The following is a 22,006-nucleotide window of genomic DNA, read 5'->3' on the forward strand; positions in this document are numbered from 1 at the left end:
TTGTCTATCGATTAGCAGGTTTTTTTTCTTATTAATAGCGCTTGTCACCAAATGCTTTTTCAATTTTTTTATCTGTATTGTACTGTGATAATGCGTATACCGACCATATGGCAGCGGGTAGCCAACCAATTAACGTGATCTGTAGAATTAAGCAAATGATCCCAGCAAAGGGGCGCCCTATCGTAAAAAATTGCAACCAAGGTAATAATATTGCCAGTAACAATCTCATTTCATACCTCTAAATTAATCAATAAAATTTATATTATTGAGTATAGCCAATTCAATCAATTGACTAAATATAAAAAACACTTCTTGCTTTTTCTTTGCAAAAGTTGATCTTTTTACCAAGAATTAGACACCGTTTATTAATAATGGGTACCATATTTGTCTTATTTTTGCAGCAATTCAATCAAATAGCTATTATCAATCAATAACTGTATGGTTCAGGTTTACTATTGCATATGTAATTTGTTATAAATGCAAAATCAAAAGTAATAACCCTTTTAATAAGAGTCAGATATGCAATTGCCGAACGGTGAGTTGGTTTTACGTACATTAGCCATGCCCGCAGATACTAATGCGAATGGTGATATTTTTGGTGGCTGGTTAATGTCACAAATGGACATTGGTGGGGCTATCTTAGCAAAAGAAATAGCGCTCGGACGAGTTGTTACTGTGGCAGTTAATGGCATTAAGTTTCAAAAGCCCGTTGCAGTTGGTGATGTTGTTTGCTGCTATGCACGTTGCTTAAAAACAGGAAAAAGCTCAATTACCATTAATATTGAAGTTTGGGTAAAAAAAGTCGCAACGGAGCCTGTTGGGCAACGTTACCGTGCTACTGATGCGGTATTTACTTATGTCGCAGTTAATGATGATAGTACCTCACGTTCATTACCCAAAGAAAAACAACATTTTCAGTTAGCGAGTTCAGATCAAAAAACTAACGAAGCATAAGTTTTTAGCTCCACTCATTATGTAAAAACTAAAAAGCACCATCATTGCTGTGGTGCTTTTTTATACAACCTAATGTGAACCATTAGACTTGGCTAACAGTGCCATCCAATTTGAAATAAATTTCAGTCACGTAGCCTTTTGCAGGTTGCTTTTCAAAAGTCCAACGGTTCATTGCACGTTTAACATCCCGCTCGAATAAACCTTTAGGTGAGGCTTCGACAAATTCAATATTTGTCACTCGTCCACCATCATCAATATCATAACGAACTTTCACATATCCTTCTTTACCTAAGCGACGCGCGCGTTCAGGATAGGAAGGAGCTTGTTTATGCAGAGCCCTCGGGCCGCCCTTCTTAGTCGATTGACTATTACTTGCCCCTGTATTGTTTGCAGTTTTAATTGGACTGTTATTCGTTTTCGGCGCAGTAACGTCTGATTTAAGATTATTCATCGCCAATTGCTTTTCAACTGGCTTAACATCTTCTTTAATTTTTTTCTTTTCTTCCTGTTTTGGCTTAGGCTTTTTCTTTACCTCAGGTTTCTTCTTGGGTAATGCAATAACAGGTTCAACTACCGGTTCGGGTTCAGGTTCTATAACGGGCTCTGGTTCTGGCTCTACCGGTGTTTCAACCTGCTCAACGGGCTCAGAAGCAGGTTCAGGGGCGGCAAAAGCAATCATAGAAATCGTCAATGGTTCAGGGTCTCTGACCAAGTTAGGCTGATTAAAAATCCATGCCATTGCAAGACCCGCATGAATAGATAATGAAACGACGATAATTAAAGTCCAACGCATCCAACGCATATGCAATTTCTACCCTACACCTGTCTACCAAAAAAGAATATGACTGATAGTTTAAATGCAAATAGCAATCATATTCAATAAGGTTTGTCATACAAAGTGAAAAATGTGAGTGTACGCTGTAATAACCTTACTCAATCCATTGGGTAAAAAGCAGGGAATGCCGACGATGGTAAATGTCAATTTTACGCATTGCATAGATGCGCATGTTTCGCCTTGAATGCCCTTCTAGCCAGCGTCTACGGCGACGTAGGGATTGTCTTAACATACGCCAACGCCCTACTTCATGCCTACTACGTCTCATTTAATTGTGTCCTTTTATCGTCTAAAAATTATTAGAAAAAAATATTATATTCCTTTGAAAAAAAGAACCAAGAGGAACTTTTTATGTCATTTCGGTGCACTGCTTTTAATTTCATGATGATAAAATCAATTAACAAAACTATTTTTCCTAACAAATTACTCTATTTCACGAAGCTTTTACTGCAGAATTTTGCTAAATTCTATTAAGTTGATATTTTACTAACAGTTTTTTTAGCTAAACTATCTTTTTTTGAACCTTTTTCTTATCAGTGAGGCATCTGACCCGTTATGGCAACCGTCTATACACTTATGAGTTGGCTTCTGTTCTTCCTATATTGGCTAATTATTGCAGCAATTACAGTCCGCATTTTAGTCAAAAGAAGGCCGGTCACCTCAGCCATGACATGGCTCCTGATCATTTATATTCTGCCATTAGTCGGGATTATTGCCTATGTCGCCTTCGGTGAACTTCACCTCGGTAAACGTCGAGTCGATAAAGCTCATGATATGTGGCCTTCCGTCGCGACATGGTTAGAAAACTTACGAACTTCAAAACATATCTTCGCCACTGATAATAGCCCCGTCGCTGAACCATTATTTCAGTTAGTTGAAAAGCGCCAGGGTATTGCTGGTGTTAAAGGTAATAGAATTCAACTTTTAACTACCTGTGAAGACTCATTAAAAGCGATAGTCAACGACATCAACAATGCCCAGCACTCGATTGAAATGGTCTTCTATATTTGGCAACCGGGTGGTTTAGTCGACGGTGTTACCGAAGCCTTACTTAATGCCGCTAAACGCGGTGTTAAGTGCCGGATTATGGTGGACTCCGCGGGAAGTTGGCATTTTTTCCGTAGCGATTACCCCGAAAAAATGCGTGCTGCAGGTATTGAGTTTGTAGAATCATTAAAAGTTAATTTGATGCGTTTCTTCTTGCGTCGAATGGATTTACGTCAACATCGTAAAATAGTGGTTATCGATAACTATATTTCATATACAGGCAGTATGAATATGGTTGACCCTCGTTATTTTAAACAAGATTCAGGGGTTGGTGAATGGGTTGACATTTTAGTACGTATGGAAGGCCCTGTGAGTACCACATTAGGTATTGTGTATGCTTTTGACTGGGAAATGGAAACCGGCCAACGCGTACTCCCACCACCGCCTGACAGTAATATTATGCCTTTTGAACAAGCGAATGGGCATACAACACAAATTATCGCCTCAGGACCGGGCTTCCCTGATGAGTTGATTCAACAGTCACTGATGACCGCGATGTTCTCTGCGCGCAAACAACTGATCATGACCACCCCTTATTTTGTGCCTAGTGATGACCTTTTGCATGCAATTTGTACAGCAGCAATGCGAGGTGTCGACGTCAGTATTATTATGCCAAGGCAGAATGACTCATTCCTTGTTCGCTGGGCAAGCCGCTCATTTTACAGTGAATTATTAGCTGCTGGTGTTAAGATTTATCAATTTGAAGATGGTTTATTACACACGAAGAGTGTTTTGGTTGATGGCGAGCTTAGCCTTGTTGGTTCAGTAAATCTTGATATGCGCAGTTTATGGCTCAATTTTGAAATAACAGTGGTCATTGATGATAAAAGTTTTGGTAGCGATCTCACGATAGTTCAGTATGATTATATTGCGCGTTCAACTCGTTTAGAAATTGAAGAATGGGAACAACGTCCGTTCTGGAACCGTGTCGTTGAACGCATTTGCTACTTCTTTAGCCCATTGTTATAAATTAAGTTAATTAGGAAAGGTCATGACTGAAATACAAAATACACCTTTAATCGATGAAGATGACATCATTGAAATGGCTTATGACCTTTTTCTTGAAGGGGCAATGGATAATTTAGAGCCCGCTGACCAATTAATTTTTGCTTTGCAGTTTGAAGAGTTAGGTGCCGCAGAAATTGTTCCTGTTACCCTTAATTGGCAAGAGATGATTACTGAAGAGCTTAATTTAAACCAATTAAGTGAAGTGGTTATTGGGTTAGCTCAAAGCCCTGACGCCGAATTAGACGATATTTTTGCTCGCGTATTAATTAGCCGCCACCCTTCTAAACCGTTTCACCATATTTTTTGGAAGAAATAGTTGATTAAAAGGGACATTTCGTCCCTTTTGGATTAATTAAAGTAGAAGCCCCCTAGACACCATTCCCTTTCGCCCATCATGAGAAAACAATCACAATGGGTCAATTTTCAAACAAGACACCGCATGTTTGAAACTCCCTTCTAATAATGGCCTTGTTTTTGCACACTCTTCATCCGCTAATGGGCAACGGGTTCTAAATACGCAACCTGAAGGTGGGTTAATGGGTGATGGCAATTCACCCTCTAGAAGCTCTATTACCTTATTTTTTTCTTTATCGGGATCAGGAACAGGCACTGCTGACATCAATGCGCGTGTATAAGGATGTAAGGGATTATTGTATACCTCATCATAGGTACCAAGCTCTACGGCATGCCCCAAGTACATCACTAAGACACGGTCAGAAATATGCTTAACAACCGCCAAATCGTGCGCGATAAAGATTAGCGATAATTTCATTTCGCGTTGTAATTCTTGCAATAAATTAACAACTTGTGCTTGAATTGACACGTCTAATGCAGAAACTGGCTCATCGCAAATTACGAGTTTAGGTTCTAAAATCAATGCTCTTGCGATACCAATACGCTGGCATTGCCCTCCCGAAAACTCATGGGGGTAGCGGTTAATCAAATTTGGTAATAAGCCAACCCGCATCATCATTTTTTTCACTTTTTCTGTGATTTGTGATGGTGGTATTTTAGGATGATAGGTTTTTAATGGCTCAGCGATAATGTCACCGATGGTCATTCGCGGATTAAGCGAAGCCAGTGGATCTTGGAAAATCATTTGAATATCACTGCGAACACTGCGCCACTCTTTATCAGTTTTACCTAATAAATTCTGCCCCAGCCAACTTACCGTACCATCCGTCGCTTTAACTAACCCAATAAGTGCTCGAGCAAAAGTGGATTTACCGCACCCTGATTCCCCGACTACACCTAATGTTTCACCTTCATATAAACGAAGTGTTACGCCATCTACCGCTTTAAGGCTTTTGTTTGGTTGCCAAAACCACTGTTTTTTATCTCGAATCTCAAAATGGACTTTAAGGTCATTCACTTCGAGTAAAACTGGCCTATTTTCATGGGTACTCATACCAATTCCTCCAGTGGCTTAAAGCAGGCACGTAACCGCGTTTGACCAAATGTGGTTAATGCAGGTTCTTGGTCAACACATTGCTGAACTGCATATTGGCAACGAGGTGAAAATGGGCAGCCTTTGGGTAAACGTAATAAATTAGGCGGATTGCCGGGAATGGTAGCTAAACTTTCGTCATCACCATCGAGGCGCGGAACAGCAGCTAACAAGCCAAGTGAATATGGATGAGATGGATGATAAAAGATATCCTTCGCAGTACCGTACTCCATCGTGCGTCCTGCATACATCACTAGGACTTTATCACATACCCCTGCGACGACCCCAAGGTCGTGGGTGATCAAAATAATTGCAGTATCAAACTCTTGTTTTAACTCATTGAGCAACGTCATGATTTGCGCTTGTACAGTCACATCAAGTGCTGTCGTGGGTTCGTCAGCAATTAACAGCTTTGGTTGGCATAACAGGGCCATTGCAATCATGACGCGTTGTCTCATTCCTCCTGAAAACTCATGTGGATACATATTCATACGCTTACGTGCTTCAGGCATTTTAACGGCATCTAACATACGAACTGATTCTTCGAAAGCTTCTCTTTTACTCATGCCTTTATGTAACATGAGAACTTCCGACAGCTGTGTACCAATTTTCAAATAAGGGTTCAATGATGTCATTGGGTCTTGAAAAATCATTGAAATCTCTTCCGCTCGCATACGGTTTAATTCTTTTTCTCTTAAATTCAAAATCTCACGGCCATTAAACATGGCAGAGCCATTAATTCTGCCATTTTTGGCGAGTAAGCCCATGAGTGCGAAAGCAGTTTGTGATTTTCCTGAGCCTGATTCACCAACTATGCCAAGCGTTTCCCCCGCACTTAATTCAAAGTTCAATTTGTTTACGGCGGTAACCTCACCATCTTGAGTTGCAAATGTCACACTGAGATCTTTCACGGATAACAGAGGGCTTTTCATTGAGTTATTTAACATATTATTCCCTCTAGCGATCTTTCGGGTCGAGCGCATCACGCAGCCCGTCACCGATGAAGTTAAAACAAAATAACGTAATGACTAAGAAACCGGCTGGTATCAGTAGCAACCATGGCGTCACTTCCATTGAGTTCGCCCCATCACTTAATAGCGCTCCCCAGCTACTTAACGGCTCTTGTGTGCCTAAACCTAAAAAGCTTAAGAATGATTCAAACAAAATCATACTTGGAACTAATAATGACGCGTAAACGACTACTACACCTAAAACGTTAGGTACAATATGACGTAGAATAATCTGCCGCGTACTAACACCACAAACAAGCGCTGCCTCAATAAATTCCTTACGCTTTAATCCGAGTGTTTGTCCGCGAACAATACGCGCCATATCCAACCAAGACACCATTCCTATCGCCACAAATATCAGTAAAATATTGGTCCCAAACAACGTGACAAGGAGGATCACAAAAAACATAAATGGGAAGGAATTTAAAATTTCTAATATACGCATCATGATGGAATCCACTTTTCCACCCACATAACCCGCTAATGAACCGTATAAAGTGCCTACCACGACTGCGACTAAAGCAGCAGCAACCCCCACCATTAAGGAAATTCGCCCACCTATCGCGACACGCACTAATAGGTCTCGGCCTGAAGCATCCGTACCAAAATAATGCCCGGTTGCCATATCCGGTGGCATTGACATCATTTCCCAATCGGTGTCGTCGTACAAAAAAGGCGACATCATAGGAGCAAAAATCACAAATAGAGTAATTAACAACAATACGCATAAGCTAAATATTGCCGCACGGTTGTGCATAAAACGGCGCCTTGCATCTTGCCATAAACTGCGCCCTTCAATATCTAGCTGCTCTGAAAAGTTTGCCAGAGCTTCACTATTTTTTTGGTTCGATAGCATCGTGTTTCTCCGACTTAATAACGAATTTTAGGGTCAATAACTGCGTACAAAACATCGACAATCGCATTAAACGTAATTGTCAGTACCCCAACTAAAATTGTTAAACTCAATACCAGTGAGTAATCACGATTAAGTGCGCCGTTAACAAAGAGCTGACCGATCCCCGGTAACCCAAAAATAGTTTCAATTACCATCGAGCCAGTAATAATCCCCACAAAAGCGGGACCCATATAGGAAAGCACAGGAAGCAAAGCTGGTTTAAGCGCATGGCGTAAAATGATAGTTCTTAGTGGTAACCCTTTAGCACGTGCAGTACGAATAAAATTAGAATGCATAATTTCGATCATCGAACCGCGTGTAATACGGGAAATACTTGCAATATAAGCAAGTGAAAGTGCAACCATTGGTAGCACCATGTGTTTTAGGTTTCCACCATCCCACCCACCACCAGGGAACCATTTCAAATGAATGGCAAAAATCAGCACCAATAAAGGTGCCACAACAAAGCTTGGGATAACAACCCCCGTCATGGCAAACCCCATGACTGTAAAGTCCCATTTGGTATTTTGGTTGAGTGCGGCTATCACCCCTGCAGAGACCCCAAATAAAACAGCAACAATGAATGCCGTTGCCCCTAATTTTGCAGAAACAGGAAATGCTTTAGCCACTAAATCATTAACACTGTAGTCCTTGTATTTAAATGATGGGCCAAAGTCACCTTTGGAAAGCTGAATTAAATAATTAAAATACTGCTTATACATGGGATCATTTAAATGATATTTAGCTTCAATATTTGCCATCACTTCCGGTGGCAATTTCCGTTCACCCGTAAAAGGGCTCCCTGGGGCTAATCGCATCATAAAAAATGAAATGGTAATCAGAACCAAAAGAGTCGGAATGGCTTCTAACAACCGACGAAAAATAAATTTCAACATCGCTCTTTCCTACTTCTATTGCCTAAATAGGCGAACATCTGGCTCCAATAAATGGAGCCAGAACAACTATATTAGTGTTTAATAATGTACAGATCTTTAGTATGCAGGTTATCTAATGGGTCTTTGCCACTATACCCCCCCACATAAGGTTTCACTAAACGCGTATTAACATAGTAGTAAAGAGGAACAATACCTGAGTCTTTATCGAGTAATTTTTCGGCTTGTTGATAGAGTTCAGCACGTTCATCATCCGTTTTGACTTGCAATGTTTTTTTCATCACTGCATCAAAATCTGTATTTTTATAATGAACAGTATTATTACTGCTGTAGGAAAGTAACATATTGAGGAAAGATGAAGGTTCGTTATAATCCGCACACCAGCCTGCGCGTGCCACATCATAGTTACCTTGATGTCGGCTATCTAAGAATGTTTTCCATTCCTGATTTTCTAGTTTCACTTCTGCGCCAATATTTTTCTTCCACATAGAAGAAGCGGCGATGGCAATACGCTTATGTAAGTCTGAAGTATTATACAATAAATTGAATTTTAGAGGGTTGGCTTTGTTATATCCCGCCTCTTCTAGCAGCTGTTTCGCTTTTTCATTACGCTGCTCTTGGGTCATATTCGCATACCAATCCGGTTTTTCTGTTTTCATTCCACTGGTAAATGGTGGAGTGAACCCATACGCAGGAATATCCCCTTGGGCTTTGACTTTATACGTAATCGTATCTCTATCCATAGATAGTTTTAATGCTTCACGAACACGAGGGTCATTAAATGGCGGTTTTTCATTATTAATTTCATAATAATAAATACATAGATATGGGTTCACACGTAACTCATTCGGCATGTTTTGTTGTAAACTTTTGAACTGCTCAATAGGTAAGTTACTGTATGTCATATCAATTTCGCCACTGCGGTAGCGGTTTACATCAGTGACTTCTGAAGAAATCGGTAAAAAAGTCACTTGGTCAATAATGGTATTCGCATTATCCCAATAGCTTGGGCTACGCTCTAATACAATACGTTCGTTTACCGTCCAATCCTTTAATTTATATGCTCCATTACCTACAAAGTTCTGTGGTTGCGTCCACTTAGCACCATGTTGCTCAATGACTTTTTTATTGACTGGCGACATGGATGAGTGAGCTAATAATTTAGGAATATAAGGAACGGCTTCACTCAGTGTAATAACTAAAGTTTTGTCATCAAGAGCTTTAATACCAAGTTCTTCAGGTTTTTTCTTCCCAGCGATAACATCGTCAATATTACTAATATGGGCATATTGTAAATAGCTTGCATAAGGCGATGCAGTATCAGGGTCAGCCAATCGTCGCCAACTATACACAAAATCCTCTGCCGTGACAGGGTCACCATTAGACCATTTCACGCCATCGCGAATTTTAAATGTCCATTCTGTAAAATCTTTATTTTCCCAGCTTGTTGCCGAGCCAGGTAAAATTTCGCCATCAGGCCCCACTATTGTGATCCCTTCGAAAAGGTCTCTTGCTAAAGCAGATTCCGGCACCCCTTCTATTTTATGAGGGTCTAACGATTGCGGCTCAGAACCGTTGTTACGAACCATCACTTGCTTTTCAGCCAGTTCAACGCCCGCAGGAACCGTTGCTGCAAAACTTGTTGCTATAGAGCCCATTGCCAGCCCAGCCGTTACGCTAAGCGCAAGAATCGATTTATTGATTAACTTACTCATCTTATAGGTTACTCCCATACATAATTATTATGATTGTGTGTTGATACATGTTCACCCAGTAGATGAACACTTTTTATAATTATTTAGATATTATTAATTAGGTTCACTTATATATAACCGTTTAATATCCGTATAATCAAGAGGGTCATTACCTTTAAATCCACGAACACTCGGTTTTATCATTCGAGCACTGACGCGATAATAAACAGGAACAATAGCCGAATCATTGTCTAGCAAGGCTTCCGCTTGCTGGTAAATTGTATGGCGAGATGAAGAGTCCGGTGCTGTTAGCGCTTGCTCAAGCAAGGCATCAAACTCTGGATTATTATAAAAAGTGGTATTATTACTATTTTGAGACAGCATCATGTTCAAAAATGCGGTTGGCTCGTTGTAATCGGCACACCACGTTGCTCTGGCAACATCATAATTTCCTTCATGGCGGCTTTGTAATGATGTTTTCCATTCTTGGTTTTGCAGCGTCACTTGCGCACCAATATTTTTCTGCCACATGGACGCCGCAACAATAGCTTGCTGCTTATTTTGATCTGATGTGTTGTACAGTAAAGCAAATTTCAATGGGTTTTCTTTAGTATATCCGGCCTCAGCAAGCAAATCTTTAGCACGTTGATAACGTTGTTCTGCTGATAAATTTGCCCATTCCGGTAAGGTAAAATTACCATTATTAATAAAACTTGGCGTAAAGCCATAAGCGACTTTTTGCCCTTGAGCGATAATTTTATTGGTTATTGTTTCTCTATCTAATCCTAACTTTATTGCTTCACGCACTCTTGGATCATTAAACGGGGCTTTTTGATTATTTATCTCATAATAGAACGTGCACAAATAAGGCCGAACATACAATTCATTCGGCCTCTCTTGCTGCATTTTTTTATATAAAACAGGTGGGATTGCAGAGTTAGAAATATCAATTTCACCACTACGGTAACGGTTAATATCACTCACTTCGGAGCTAATCGCTAAAAAGGTCGCTTGCTCAATACGGCTATTTTGGTTATCCCAATAAAATGGATTTCGTTTGATAACAATACGTTCATTTACTACCCAGTTATCCAATACGTATGCCCCATTTCCAATAAAATTCTTGGGTTGGGTCCATTTATCACCATGTCGTTGAATTGCTGACTTATTCACGGGCTTCATAGACGTATGAGAAAGCATATCAACGAAATAAGGCACTGGGTGGCTCAACGTAACTTGTAAATGTTGCGGGTCAAGTGCTTTCACACCCAGCGCTGTTGCCGGCATTTTTCCCGCTAAAATCGCATCTGCATTTAAAATATACGCATTTTGTAAATAACTGGAGTATGGGGAGCCAGTATTTGGGTCAGATAAACGTTGCCAGCTATACACAAAATCTTCAGCGGTTACAGGTGTGCCATCACTCCACTTTGCATCTTCCCGCAAAGTAAAAGTCCACGTAGTGAAATTTTCATTACTCCAACTTTTAGCAACCCCAGGAACTGCTTTACCGTCTACATCGGTATACACTAAACCTTCTAATAAATTTAATATCACATTGCCTTCTGGAACCCCTTCCACTTTGTGGGGGTCTAGTGATGTCACTTCTGAGCCATTGTTAATTGTAATAACCTGTTTTACTTTTTCCGTGGCACTAGCCTGTAATGTAACAACTAATAAAGAAAGTACACCAAAACCAAGTGTTGATTTGAACATTCTATCCCTCATGATTCATCAATAGCGCTATAACCTCATTTGCAGCCATCTTTACGCTGATATTTAAGCCCTGGTACCGCTATTTCCTTATGGGCAATCCACTTCATGAACTCAAACAATTAAAACAATTAATTAACATTGACCAGTTAAAAATTTTAAGTAAATTTTAAAAAAATAGAAGTGAAAATTTAATTTTTCTTACATTTCAATACACTAAACTTAAGTTAACTATCCACTACAAAATAACCTCTAAGCTGATTTCCAAACATATCATTAACAAACACCAATTAGAATAGTGAATAAATTTACGTAGCTCACAATTCCTTACTTTTTATCCCTGTTTTAGCAAAAAATGCCACATATAATTACAGGTATCATTTTTTTATGTGTGATTATTAATAGCTAAAGTTTTATTAAGCCATTTAAGAAAGAGCAATGTGCTATCTGTATAGCAAAATTGATGTGTGTAATATGAGGTAATTAGCGGTAGGTATGGCTGCAAATAGATATAGTTTGCAGCCATCAAAAGAAAAGAGATTAGATTACAATAGGCCCGGGAATATGGCCTTAACACCTGTCACAATAAACTCTATACCCAATGACATCAGTAATAGACCCATGATACGCGTTACTACGTTGATCCCTGTTTGACCTAAGTAACGAACCAATAAAGACGCTGAGCGGAATAATAACCAACAACAAAAGGCAAATGCGATACTCGTCAACGCTAAGCCTAAAAAGTTTTGCCACCCATGCCAGCGAGATGACCAAACAATACAAGAACTTATTGCACCAGGCCCTGCCATTAGGGGTAACGCCAAAGGTACAACACCAATGCTATCTCTAACCGCAGTTTCTGTTTTTTCTTGTTTATTTTGTTTGTCTTCCCCAATTTTACCGCTGATCATTGACATCGCTATTGTGACGATCAAGATCCCACCAGCAATACGGAAAGAATCAATTGAGATACCAAACAATTGCAATATTGAGTCACCAATTAATAGTGATGTACATAAAATGATAGCAACTGATGTATTTGCAATAGTATTGGTTTTATTTCTCCCCGCATTACTTTGATAGTTTGTCATACTAATAAACACAGGCAATATGCCAACTGGGTTTACGAGTGCAAACAAACCAATAAAAAATTTAATATATCCCGATAAATCAAGTAATGCGCTACTCACCCATTCATTTCCTTAAGCAGTTCTCTTTAGAGATTTATTGATATCTTTTATAATTTTACCACCGATGTCATTAATTTCCTTGAGCAAAACAATATTTTCTTTAACTTGCTAAATTTGCTTAGTATTTAGTTAGATATACATAAATTATCTGCACAAGTTGTTTTGATAATATTAAATTAAGTAATAGATGAACAACATTTATTCAACTTGTGCATAAATACACGTGCTGAAAGGAGTCAGCTTGACATTTTCGTGACCTAGATCACTTTATTTAATTACCGTTTTGTTAATCTACTCTTAACTGATAGACAGAGCTAATTAGGATATTAACTCAGTACGGAATAAGGTTTTTAAGCCAATAGGCGATCATGAGCAGCGTTATTATAGATAACATCTATACTTTTATCTTTAAGCATTTCCTTGTTCTATCGATGCATTGCTCATTGGCTTAAAAAGTTTAACATTTATCAGGAGTAATCTATATGTCCGTAACTAACGTTACCGAACTCAATGAACTCGTTGCTCGTGTCAAAAAAGCTCAACGTGAATTCGCAACTTTTTCCCAAGAAAAAGTTGATGAAATCTTTAGAGCCGCGGCTCTCGCTGCTGCTGATGCACGTATCCCTCTAGCAAAACTTGCTGTCGAAGAATCTGGAATGGGTATTGTTGAAGATAAAGTGATTAAAAACCACTTCGCTTCAGAGTATATCTACAATGCTTATAAAGATGAAAAAACCTGCGGCACGCTATCTGAAGACCCAACATTTGGGACAATCACCATTGCTGAGCCGATTGGTATTATCTGTGGTATTGTGCCAACAACTAACCCAACTTCAACCGCGATTTTTAAATCACTTATTAGCTTAAAAACGCGCAATGCTATTATATTCTCCCCTCATCCTCGCGCTAAAATTGCTACCAACCGCGCGGCACAAATTGTGCTTGATGCTGCAATTGCAGCTGGTGCACCGAAAGATATTATTGGTTGGATTGATTCCCCTTCTGTTGAGCTATCCAACGCTTTAATGCACCACCCTGATATTAACCTGATTTTAGCGACCGGTGGACCAGGCATGGTCAAAGCTGCTTATAGTTCTGGAAAACCTGCAATTGGTGTTGGTGCTGGTAACACCCCTGTCGTTATTGATGAAACCGCAGATATTAAGCGTGCCGTCGCGTCTATCTTGATGTCAAAAACATTCGATAACGGAGTTATTTGTGCATCTGAACAATCCGTTGTAGTCGTTGATGAAATCTACAATCAAGTTCGCGAGCGTTTTTCAAGTCATGGTGGTTACTTGCTACAAGGAAAAGAGCTTAAAGCGGTTCAAGATATCATTTTAAAAAATGGTAACTTAAATGCCGCTATTGTTGGCCAACCTGCTTATAAAATTGCTGAAATGGCCGGTATTACCGTGCCAAAAACCACTAAAATATTAATTGGTGAAGTAAAAAGCATCGATGAGTCAGAACCGTTCGCACATGAAAAACTTTCACCATTATTAGCGATGTACCGTGGTAAAAACTTTGAAGACGCGGTTGCCAAAGCAGAACAACTTGTCGAAATGGGCGGGATCGGTCATACCTCTTGTTTATACACTGACCAAGATAACCAACATGAACGCGTTAACTATTTTGGCCAAAAAATGAAAACAGCGCGTATTTTAATCAATACGCCAGCATCTCAAGGTGGTATCGGAGACCTTTATAACTTTAAATTAGCCCCTTCTCTTACTCTAGGTTGTGGTTCTTGGGGTGGTAACTCCATCTCTGAAAACGTGGGTCCAAAACACCTAATCAATACCAAAACTGTGGCGAAGAGAGCTGAAAATATGTTGTGGCATAAACTTCCGAACTCAATCTACTTCCGCCGTGGTTGTCTACCTATCGCCCTTGAAGAGATTGCAACTGATGGTGCAAAACGCGCCTTTATCGTAACCGATGGCTATCTGTTCAATAATGGTTATGTTGATGAAGTGGTTAACGTTCTCAAAAAACATCACATTGAAACTGACGTTTTCTTTGAAGTTGAGGCAGACCCAACATTAACTGTTGTCCGTAAAGGTGCAGCACAAATGCAAGCATTCCAACCTGATGTGATCATTGCATTAGGTGGTGGTTCACCAATGGATGCGGCTAAAATCATGTGGGTCATGTATGAACACCCAGAGACTCATTTTGAGGAATTAGCATTACGTTTCATGGATATACGTAAACGTATCCACCGCTTCCCTAAAATGGGCGTTAAGGCTAAATTAGTTGCTATCACAACAACTTCAGGTACAGGTTCTGAGGTCACCCCATTTGCTGTAGTGACTGATGATAAAACGGGCCAAAAATATCCATTAGCAGATTATGCATTAACGCCAAATATGGCCATTGTTGATGCCAACTTAGTCATGAATATGCCTAAATCTTTAACTGCTTTCGGTGGTTTAGATGCTGTCACCCATGCGTTAGAAGCTTATGTTTCTGTTTTAGCTAACGAATTTACTGATGGTCAAGCACTTAAAGCACTAAGCTTATTAAAAGATTATTTACCAGCAAGTTACCATGAAGGCGCTAAAAATCCTGTAGCCAGAGAACGCGTACACAACGGTGCGACACTTGCCGGTATTGCATTTGCAAACGCATTCCTAGGTGTATGTCATTCAATGGCACACAAACTTGGCTCAGAATTCCATATTCCTCATGGTCTCGCTAATGCTCTATTAATTTGTAACGTTATCCGTTTCAATGCTAATGATAACCCAACAAAACAAACTGCATTTAGCCAGTACGACCGCCCTCATGCGCGCCGCCAATATGCAGAAATTGCGGATCATTTAGGACTCACTAACGTCGGAGATCGTACTGCTGCGAAAATTGAAAAATTACTCGCATGGTTGGAGGAAATGAAAACCGATTTAGGTATTCCTAAATCTATTCGTGAGACTGGTGTTACTGAAGCTGACTTCTTAGCTCGCGTAGATAAACTTTCTGAAGATGCGTTTGATGACCAATGTACAGGAGCTAACCCTCGTTATCCTTTAATTTCTGAAATTAAACAGCTATTACTGGATTCTTATTATGGTCGCGAGTTTGTTGAGCACCAAGACGCACTTGTGATTGAAAAAGAGGAAAAAAAAGCCCCTCAGAAAAAATCAACCGTAAAAAAAGAAGCAGAAAAGAAAAGCACTAAGAAATAATGTTAAGCACATAATTTAAAAATAAAGGCACTGCAATAATTGCAGTGCCTTTTGTTTCGTTATTTAAAATCAATTGCTATAAAAATGTAGAAATCAATATCATATAAAATGATTTAACTCACTGAGTTATATCATTAATAGCCATAATATCCGATAACTGAATCCTGTTTTATTCTCTACACTAGATTATTTCTGTTTACCTAAAATGGAGTGGTTTCTTAGGTATAACGCCTTCATTCATCAACTGAGCCTGTTTTATTGCTTCTGAATAGTGTTTACGACAAACAGAGATATACTTTTCATTACCGCCTATATCGACTTGTAGGCCTTCATATACAGGCACCCCATCACTTCCTATACGCAATACCTTACTCGCCTTACGTCCGCAATAACAAACTGTTTTTAGCTCAACTAATTTATCAGCCCAAGCAAGCAAGTATTGGCTGCCTTCAAATAATTGCCCTGCAAAATCAGTACGCAACCCATAGCATAAAACTGGAATATCCTCGTTATCAACTATGTCACATAATTCTTCAACTTGTTTTTTTGTTAGGAATTGGCATTCATCAATAAGAACACAATGGACTTTTTGTTCACTATTTTCTTTTTTTATCAGTTCAGCCATATTTGTTGTTGTTGAGTATAATAACGCTTCCGCTGATAAGCCTATGCGCGATGAGACTTTTCCTTGTTCAAAACGGTTATCTATCTCTGCTGTAAAAATAACCGTACGCATCCCTCTTTCATTATAGTTATACGATGATTGCAATAATGACGTTGATTTTCCCGCATTCATAGCTGAATAATAAAAGTAAAGCTGAGCCATTTGGCTGTTCCCTCAAAATTAATATACGTAATAATTTTACCATAAAACTAGCTTTAGGATTAACAATAATGGTGTAGATGCTGTTTACTTATTGAAAATTGAACTTTTCCCAGTTCAGTTTATACCTTATTGCTTATACCTTATTGCAAATATTGCTTAGCTTGCGGGCAAAAAAACCAATTTGATATTAACTATAAACAGTTTCAACTAAAGCACATTCCGCTAAAAAACATCATCAAAAAAAGAAAATTTAAGCGAGTCTATCCCTTCAATTCATTCCGAGTAAAAGTAAAATGAGACCCTCCTCTTCTTTTTTGAATTATTTAATCACTAAGATTTTAGCTTATTCCTATTTTTCGTTTAGTTCAGTTATTGATAATAGCTATATATATATCTACGAAAAGTTTATTTTTCTTTTGTAAAAAAATTGCATTCGTTAAAGATTACTTTTAAACTAAGGATGTAATTTAGCTATTGCAGAATTTAAAATAGCATTCTATTATTACTGTACACATGCCAACAAATAATTTGAGACCAGGAAAATGAGCGAATCATTAAAAGCGTTAAATAACATCCGTACTCTTCGTGCTCAAGCTCGCGAAGTAACTTTAGAATCTTTAGAAGAAATGCTGGAAAAATTAACCGTCGTTGTTGAAGAACGTCGTGATGAAGAAAGCCAAGCTCGCGCGGAATTAGAAGAACGTAACCGTAAATTGGAAAAAGTTCGTGAAATGATCCTTGAGCAAGGCGTAGATTTAAATGACCTTCTGCAAACAATGGATTCAGGTAAAAGCACTAGCACTCGTGCTAAACGCGCTGCACGTCCAGCTAAATATAAATATGTTGATGAAAATGGCGAAACCAAAACTTGGACAGGCCAAGGCCGTACTCCAGCAGTAATCAAGGTTGCCATTGAAGAACAAGGCAAATCTTTGGATGATTTCTTAATCTAATAGCCTCAACATGTATTTTAAACACCCTTTTATAAGGGTGTTTTTATTTAATCCTTTATATATTATTTATATTAACCTGCACTAAGAAAAAGCCCTTATCTATTATAGCTACAGTCTTTAGCACTAAAACCGCATAACTGCCGCTCCCTACTTCAATTAACTGTTCTGTTTTAAGCTGTTACGACGTATTACGCCATCTACCAAATAATCATGATAAATAAAAGCATAGCAGTAAAGATATGTAAGCTTAATTAGATAAACTTAAATATTTTTCAGTGATTCTATTTATGTAATGAAGTTGTATGCTAATTTTTGTACTCTCACCACTTATAACGTGTACAGACTGAACAGCTCAAGTCAGAGTGTTCCTCTTTATACTTGGTATTTTTGTTAATAATTTATTTATCTACGTATAAAAAAAGGCTAACAAATTAAGTTAGCCTTTAATAAAATTTATTGCGGAATTTTATTTTGCTGAATTCAATGATACTGATAATTTCTTCAGCCACTGGGTAAACTCATCTCCCAGTGCATCATGCTGCATTCCATATTCAACGAACGCTTTCATATAACCTAATTTATTTCCACAGTCATGACTTTTACCACATAAGTGGTAGGCCTCTACTGGCTCATTATTTTCCATCATTAATGCAATAGCATCGGTTAATTGTATTTCATCCCCAGCACCTGGCGCTGTTTTGGCTAATGCATCCCAAATCTTTTCAGATAAAACATAACGGCCAACAATAGATAAATTAGATGGAGCTTCTTCACGTTTTGGTTTTTCAACCATACGAATAATTCTTTTACTATCTCCAGGTTCTAACATTTCTCCATTACAATCCACAATACCATAGTTAGATACATCTTCTTCAGGGACTGGTTCAACTAAAATTTGACTTGCGCCTGTTGACTCATATTGTTCTAGCATTTCACGCAAGTTAAATTTGGTTAAATCTGTACTGTAACGGTCTAAAATGACATCGGGTAAAATAACCGCAAAAGGCTCTTCACCGACTAAAGGTTTAGCACACAAAATTGCATGACCTAATCCTTTTGCTATTCCTTGTCGTGTTTGCATAATCGTTACGTGGCTTGGGCAAATAGATTGAACCTCATCCAATAACTGGCGCTTAACACGCGCTTCCAAAATAGCCTCTAACTCAAAGCTTGTGTCAAAGTGGTTTTCAATGGAATTTTTTGATGAATGTGTCACTAAAACAATTTCATTGATCCCAGCAGCGATACACTCATTAACAACATATTGAATAAGTGGCTTATCAACTATTGGTAACATTTCTTTTGGGATTGCCTTTGTTGCAGGAAGCATACGAGTCCCTAAGCCCGCAACTGGGATTACCGCTTTACGCACCTTGCGCTGTGTCATTTTTATCACTCCAGATATCATCTTAGCCTCTCGAATTTTACTAAAGTAACAAGAGGCATTTTAAGTGCGCAGAAGTATATCAGGAAATGTTCATGAATAAATAGCGACGAGTCCGAATAGAGTTATTCAGATTAAAAGAGTATACATTTTAGGTAATAACTATGTTTCGGGGTTAAACATTAGTTTTATTTTCTGGCTATTATTGCGAATTAAACACTGCCAAGCATTTCCTTTTACCTCTAAATGATTAGATTGGTAAAATTTCAACGCTCCTAAAGGAAGGCTTCTAGATAACTTAACATGCGTATTTTCTGTCGTTATATCCGCTTCTAAACCTGCACTCGCCATAATAATCGCTTTATTCCGTGTATTAAAATACCCCAATAATAGCGGAAACTGGCCACTAAACCCCGAATCTTCCAGTAAATAATTTATTTGGTTAATAATTCTATCAATATTGGGTAATTTTTTTTCTGGGTGGCTTACCGCACTTTTCAAGAGATCATTGAACACGACTCTAATCAAAAAAGCAGCCATAATGCCTTCTTGAGGAGAGCGCTCAGTATCAATACAGTAAAAACCTATTTGGCTGTCTGAAATGGGCGCTAGGTCTAATAATAATCCAAAACGGTTAGCCTCATTAAGTTGGCGATAGTTAATTCGGTAATTATTTATAATTTGATGTACTGGTGGTTGTAACTGTTTCAATACCGCTAACAGTTCTTGAGTATCGTTTTGGATTAGTGTCGAAATCTGAGGGATTTCCTCTCCTAACAGCTCTGTTAGGCTATTTTGCTCAGGATACAACGCAGAAAGGATTGTCACTTTAACTTCATCTAAATTTTTTATTGGCTTTAACAAAGCATCCTTTGCACCTAAGCGAAACATTCTATCTAACTGAGTGAAATCTGTTGTTGCTGTAATCACAATGACAGGAATATCAATATTACGCGCAACTAACGCTTTCATAAACGCTTCACCATTCATGACAGGCATATTTAAGTCACATAGAATGATATCAGGTTTGATACGGTCTATTGTTAACATCTCTATTGCTAATTGACCATTATCTGCGGTATAGATCTCAATACCCAGCGTTTCTAGGTAGTTTTTTAAAATTGTACAGAAGGTGATTTCGTCTTCTATTATGAGTATTTTTCTATTTTTCATAAGATACCTACTGCAAAAGCCTGGTTTAATTAACAATACAATTATTCATACGATAAAATCATTTATTCGCCATCATTTAAGTATAGTGACTTTTCAATCTTATACTTATTTTTATAGAGAGTGTTATGAAATCACAAGTAGAAGATAGGTGTTACTGTGGCAACGAAGCACAATTTGAGCAATGCTGCGCTCCTTTTTTACAAGGGAAAGCTATTCCACAGACACCAGAGCAACTTATGCGTTCAAGGTATAGTGCTTATGTACACCAAGACGTCGATTATCTTATTAAAACATGGCACCCAGATTGCCATGCTCAAGAATGGCATCAAGAAATAGTCAATAGTTTTCCGAAAACACACTGGTTTGGTCTTCGTGTTATTAGTTCTTCTTATGCTAAAAATCCCAATGAAGCTTATGTCGAATTTTCGGCTTGCTTTATTGATGAAAAAGCTGATCATAAGCAGCTTATTCATGAACGTTCGCGTTTTATTAAGATGGATTCGTGTTGGTATTATATAGACGGCATTACCCCCAAAGTCGGTCGTAATGATTTATGCCCCTGTGGCTCTGGTCAAAAATATAAAAAGTGTGGTCATCCAGACTAATTACCCTTTATTTAATGCCTGTCTAATGAGACACATTTGATACTCAATCCGTCATTTTTTCATATCGCTTTGTTAGTTAAGGATTAGGCTGTTTCATGCAACACAAAATTGTACAGAAAAAAATTCTCAGGACAATTTGCCCTGACGCGAAAGGATTAATCGCGAAAATCACCAATATTTGCTATAAGCACCAACTCAACATTGTACAAAATAATGAGTTTGTTGATCATCACACTGGCCGTTTCTTTATGAGAACTGAGTTAGAGGGAATTTTCAACGATGAAACATTATTAGCTGACCTCGATGATGCATTACCAGTTGGGTCTCAACGTGAATTAAACACAGCGGGTCGTCGTCGTATTGTCGTTATGGTTACAAAAGAAGCACATTGTTTGGGCGACCTGCTCATGAAGAGTGCTTATGATGGCTTAGATGTTGAAATTGCAGCGGTTATTGGAAACCACGACACGCTAAAAAACTTAGTCGAACAATTTGGTATTCCATTCCACCATATTAGCCATGAAGGCCTAACACGCGAACAACATGACGAAAAAATGACAGCGCAGATTGACCAATATCAGCCTGATTATGTTGTCTTAGCTAAATATATGCGTGTATTAACGCCTGCATTTGTGCAGCATTATCCAAACCAAATTATCAATATTCACCACTCGTTTTTACCTGCATTTATTGGTGCCCGCCCTTATCACCAAGCTTATGAGCGTGGCGTAAAAATTATTGGGGCTACTGCGCACTTTGTTAATGATAACCTTGATGAAGGACCAATCATTACACAGAATGTGATTAATGTAGACCATACATTCACAGCCGATGATATGATGCGTGCAGGGCGTGATGTTGAAAAAAATGTACTAAGCCATGCTCTCTATTGGGTCTTAGCTCAACGTGTATTTGTATATGGTAATCGCACCATTATTTTATAAGCCAATAATATAGCGGCTTATTTAACAACACTTTGTTGATTTAACACGCATTAAGAATAAAAAAACAGCAAACAACCATTTTATTGAAAATTAATGCTTTACAGCGGCGCGTCATTTGATATGATGCCGCCCGCTGTCAATGATTACAGCAACTCAAAATCTGGTGGGATACCCAAGCGGCCAAAGGGAGCAGACTGTAAATCTGCCGTCACAGACTTCGAAGGTTCGAATCCTTCTCCCACCACCA

The 22,006-nt window shown here is 38.6% G+C and carries 20 protein-coding genes and 1 tRNA gene; 8 read left to right on the forward strand and 13 right to left on the reverse strand.

Annotated features, from left to right (window positions below; all coding sequences use genetic code 11):
* Nucleotides 1-31: 31 nt before the first annotated feature.
* Nucleotides 32-229, reverse strand: coding sequence for a YqaE/Pmp3 family membrane protein (locus PSF31_RS10635; protein WP_004911118.1), 198 nt, complete (start codon nucleotides 227-229; stop codon nucleotides 32-34).
* Between the two features lie 290 nt (nucleotides 230-519).
* Here PSF31_RS10635 and yciA point away from each other — a divergent pair, with 290 nt between their 5' ends.
* Complete coding sequence (yciA, locus tag PSF31_RS10640; RefSeq protein WP_004254136.1) at nucleotides 520-954, forward strand: acyl-CoA thioester hydrolase YciA; 435 nt, start codon at nucleotides 520-522, stop codon at nucleotides 952-954.
* A gap of 82 nt (nucleotides 955-1,036) precedes the next feature.
* On the opposite strand, the gene PSF31_RS10645 is transcribed toward yciA, so the two are convergent.
* Nucleotides 1,037-1,756 (reverse strand): TonB family protein, encoded by a 720-nt coding sequence (locus PSF31_RS10645; protein ID WP_036957695.1) that lies wholly within the window; start codon nucleotides 1,754-1,756, stop codon nucleotides 1,037-1,039.
* 127 nt (nucleotides 1,757-1,883) lie between these two features.
* On the reverse strand, nucleotides 1,884-2,057 hold the full coding sequence (locus PSF31_RS10650) for a YciY family protein (RefSeq protein ID WP_004254127.1): 174 nt from the start codon (nucleotides 2,055-2,057) through the stop codon (nucleotides 1,884-1,886).
* 287 nt (nucleotides 2,058-2,344) lie between these two features.
* On the opposite strand from PSF31_RS10650, the gene cls reads away from it, so the two are divergent.
* Together cls and PSF31_RS10660 are read left to right on the forward strand one after the other, a co-directional pair.
* Nucleotides 2,345-3,805 carry a cardiolipin synthase gene (cls, locus tag PSF31_RS10655; RefSeq protein ID WP_096863789.1) on the forward strand — a complete coding sequence of 487 codons (1,461 nt, stop codon included), beginning with the start codon at nucleotides 2,345-2,347 and terminating at the stop codon, nucleotides 3,803-3,805.
* Between the two features lie 22 nt (nucleotides 3,806-3,827).
* Nucleotides 3,828-4,160, forward strand: coding sequence for an HI1450 family dsDNA-mimic protein (locus PSF31_RS10660; protein WP_004254123.1), 333 nt, complete (start codon nucleotides 3,828-3,830; stop codon nucleotides 4,158-4,160).
* A gap of 90 nt (nucleotides 4,161-4,250) precedes the next feature.
* Here the strand turns inward: PSF31_RS10660 and oppF are convergent, their stop codons facing one another.
* The 7 genes from oppF to PSF31_RS10695 form a co-directional block, all read right to left on the reverse strand.
* A complete protein-coding gene (gene oppF, locus PSF31_RS10665) occupies nucleotides 4,251-5,252 on the reverse strand; it encodes a murein tripeptide/oligopeptide ABC transporter ATP binding protein OppF (RefSeq protein ID WP_164560999.1) in 1,002 nt (333 codons plus the stop codon).
* Nucleotides 5,249-6,238, reverse strand: a complete 990-nt coding sequence (locus PSF31_RS10670) for an ABC transporter ATP-binding protein (protein WP_036957694.1) — start codon at nucleotides 6,236-6,238, stop codon at nucleotides 5,249-5,251. The genes oppF and PSF31_RS10670 overlap by 4 nt, the downstream gene beginning before the upstream one ends.
* Before the next feature lie 10 nt (nucleotides 6,239-6,248).
* Nucleotides 6,249-7,157 (reverse strand): oligopeptide ABC transporter permease OppC, encoded by a 909-nt coding sequence (gene oppC, locus PSF31_RS10675; RefSeq protein WP_004254117.1) that lies wholly within the window; start codon nucleotides 7,155-7,157, stop codon nucleotides 6,249-6,251.
* A 14-nt stretch (nucleotides 7,158-7,171) separates the two neighbouring features.
* Nucleotides 7,172-8,092: an oligopeptide ABC transporter permease OppB gene (gene oppB, locus PSF31_RS10680; protein WP_004254116.1), complete on the reverse strand. Its 921-nt coding sequence runs from the start codon at nucleotides 8,090-8,092 to the stop codon at nucleotides 7,172-7,174.
* Nucleotides 8,093-8,163: 71 nt separating this feature from the next.
* The gene (gene oppA, locus PSF31_RS10685; protein WP_164560998.1) at nucleotides 8,164-9,804 is read right to left on the reverse strand and encodes an oligopeptide ABC transporter substrate-binding protein OppA; all 1,641 of its coding nucleotides are present in this window, start codon (nucleotides 9,802-9,804) and stop codon (nucleotides 8,164-8,166) included.
* Between the two features lie 93 nt (nucleotides 9,805-9,897).
* Nucleotides 9,898-11,511: an ABC transporter substrate-binding protein gene (locus PSF31_RS10690; RefSeq protein ID WP_096863791.1), complete on the reverse strand. Its 1,614-nt coding sequence runs from the start codon at nucleotides 11,509-11,511 to the stop codon at nucleotides 9,898-9,900.
* A gap of 530 nt (nucleotides 11,512-12,041) precedes the next feature.
* Nucleotides 12,042-12,686: a YchE family NAAT transporter gene (locus PSF31_RS10695; protein WP_004254112.1), complete on the reverse strand. Its 645-nt coding sequence runs from the start codon at nucleotides 12,684-12,686 to the stop codon at nucleotides 12,042-12,044.
* Between the two features lie 482 nt (nucleotides 12,687-13,168).
* Here PSF31_RS10695 and adhE point away from each other — a divergent pair, with 482 nt between their 5' ends.
* Nucleotides 13,169-15,874 carry a bifunctional acetaldehyde-CoA/alcohol dehydrogenase gene (gene adhE, locus PSF31_RS10700; RefSeq protein WP_096863792.1) on the forward strand — a complete coding sequence of 902 codons (2,706 nt, stop codon included), beginning with the start codon at nucleotides 13,169-13,171 and terminating at the stop codon, nucleotides 15,872-15,874.
* A 196-nt stretch (nucleotides 15,875-16,070) separates the two neighbouring features.
* On the opposite strand, the gene PSF31_RS10705 is transcribed toward adhE, so the two are convergent.
* Entirely contained in the window at nucleotides 16,071-16,700 is a 630-nt protein-coding gene (locus tag PSF31_RS10705) for a thymidine kinase (RefSeq protein ID WP_004254108.1), read from the reverse strand.
* Between the two features lie 542 nt (nucleotides 16,701-17,242).
* Between PSF31_RS10705 and hns the strand changes: the two genes are divergently transcribed.
* Nucleotides 17,243-17,653, forward strand: coding sequence for a histone-like nucleoid-structuring protein H-NS (hns, locus tag PSF31_RS10710; protein ID WP_004254106.1), 411 nt, complete (start codon nucleotides 17,243-17,245; stop codon nucleotides 17,651-17,653).
* Nucleotides 17,654-18,119: 466 nt separating this feature from the next.
* Here hns and galU read toward each other — a convergent pair whose 3' ends face one another.
* Complete coding sequence (gene galU / locus PSF31_RS10715; protein WP_036957689.1) at nucleotides 18,120-19,040, reverse strand: UTP--glucose-1-phosphate uridylyltransferase GalU; 921 nt, start codon at nucleotides 19,038-19,040, stop codon at nucleotides 18,120-18,122.
* A 159-nt stretch (nucleotides 19,041-19,199) separates the two neighbouring features.
* Nucleotides 19,200-20,210, reverse strand: a complete 1,011-nt coding sequence (rssB, locus tag PSF31_RS10720) for a two-component system response regulator RssB (RefSeq protein ID WP_004254095.1) — start codon at nucleotides 20,208-20,210, stop codon at nucleotides 19,200-19,202.
* Nucleotides 20,211-20,335: 125 nt separating this feature from the next.
* Between rssB and PSF31_RS10725 the strand changes: the two genes are divergently transcribed.
* The 3 genes from PSF31_RS10725 (at nucleotide 20,336) to PSF31_RS10735 (ending at nucleotide 22,006) form a co-directional block, all read left to right on the forward strand.
* A complete protein-coding gene (locus PSF31_RS10725; protein WP_004254092.1) occupies nucleotides 20,336-20,815 on the forward strand; it encodes a YchJ family protein in 480 nt (159 codons plus the stop codon).
* Nucleotides 20,816-20,910: 95 nt separating this feature from the next.
* Nucleotides 20,911-21,759, forward strand: a complete 849-nt coding sequence (gene purU, locus PSF31_RS10730; protein ID WP_004254090.1) for a formyltetrahydrofolate deformylase — start codon at nucleotides 20,911-20,913, stop codon at nucleotides 21,757-21,759.
* A 162-nt stretch (nucleotides 21,760-21,921) separates the two neighbouring features.
* Nucleotides 21,922-22,006, forward strand: a tRNA-Tyr gene (locus tag PSF31_RS10735).

This window comes from Providencia sp. PROV156, from assembly GCF_028480905.1.
GTDB classification, from domain to species: Bacteria; Pseudomonadota; Gammaproteobacteria; order Enterobacterales; family Enterobacteriaceae; genus Providencia; species Providencia hangzhouensis.

Bases quoted from the DNA above. Each gene is read 5' to 3' on its own strand.
- purU (WP_004254090.1), top strand. From the start codon at position 20,911: ATGCAACACAAAATTGTACAGAAAAAAATTCTCAGGACAATTTGCCCT.
- PSF31_RS10670 (WP_036957694.1), bottom strand. From the start codon at position 6,238: ATGTTAAATAACTCAATGAAAAGCCCTCTGTTATCCGTGAAAGATCTC.
- PSF31_RS10705 (WP_004254108.1), bottom strand. From the start codon at position 16,700: ATGGCTCAGCTTTACTTTTATTATTCAGCTATGAATGCGGGAAAATCA.
- PSF31_RS10660 (WP_004254123.1), top strand. From the start codon at position 3,828: ATGACTGAAATACAAAATACACCTTTAATCGATGAAGATGACATCATT.
- PSF31_RS10645 (WP_036957695.1), bottom strand. From the start codon at position 1,756: ATGCGTTGGATGCGTTGGACTTTAATTATCGTCGTTTCATTATCTATT.
- rssB (WP_004254095.1), bottom strand. From the start codon at position 20,210: ATGAAAAATAGAAAAATACTCATAATAGAAGACGAAATCACCTTCTGT.
- yciA (WP_004254136.1), top strand. From the start codon at position 520: ATGCAATTGCCGAACGGTGAGTTGGTTTTACGTACATTAGCCATGCCC.
- PSF31_RS10650 (WP_004254127.1), bottom strand. From the start codon at position 2,057: ATGAGACGTAGTAGGCATGAAGTAGGGCGTTGGCGTATGTTAAGACAA.
- PSF31_RS10690 (WP_096863791.1), bottom strand. From the start codon at position 11,511: ATGAGGGATAGAATGTTCAAATCAACACTTGGTTTTGGTGTACTTTCT.
- oppB (WP_004254116.1), bottom strand. From the start codon at position 8,092: ATGTTGAAATTTATTTTTCGTCGGTTGTTAGAAGCCATTCCGACTCTT.
- PSF31_RS10725 (WP_004254092.1), top strand. From the start codon at position 20,336: ATGAAATCACAAGTAGAAGATAGGTGTTACTGTGGCAACGAAGCACAA.
- cls (WP_096863789.1), top strand. From the start codon at position 2,345: ATGGCAACCGTCTATACACTTATGAGTTGGCTTCTGTTCTTCCTATAT.
- PSF31_RS10635 (WP_004911118.1), bottom strand. From the start codon at position 229: ATGAGATTGTTACTGGCAATATTATTACCTTGGTTGCAATTTTTTACG.
- oppC (WP_004254117.1), bottom strand. From the start codon at position 7,157: ATGCTATCGAACCAAAAAAATAGTGAAGCTCTGGCAAACTTTTCAGAG.
- oppF (WP_164560999.1), bottom strand. From the start codon at position 5,252: ATGAGTACCCATGAAAATAGGCCAGTTTTACTCGAAGTGAATGACCTT.
- oppA (WP_164560998.1), bottom strand. From the start codon at position 9,804: ATGAGTAAGTTAATCAATAAATCGATTCTTGCGCTTAGCGTAACGGCT.
- adhE (WP_096863792.1), top strand. From the start codon at position 13,169: ATGTCCGTAACTAACGTTACCGAACTCAATGAACTCGTTGCTCGTGTC.
- galU (WP_036957689.1), bottom strand. From the start codon at position 19,040: ATGACACAGCGCAAGGTGCGTAAAGCGGTAATCCCAGTTGCGGGCTTA.
- hns (WP_004254106.1), top strand. From the start codon at position 17,243: ATGAGCGAATCATTAAAAGCGTTAAATAACATCCGTACTCTTCGTGCT.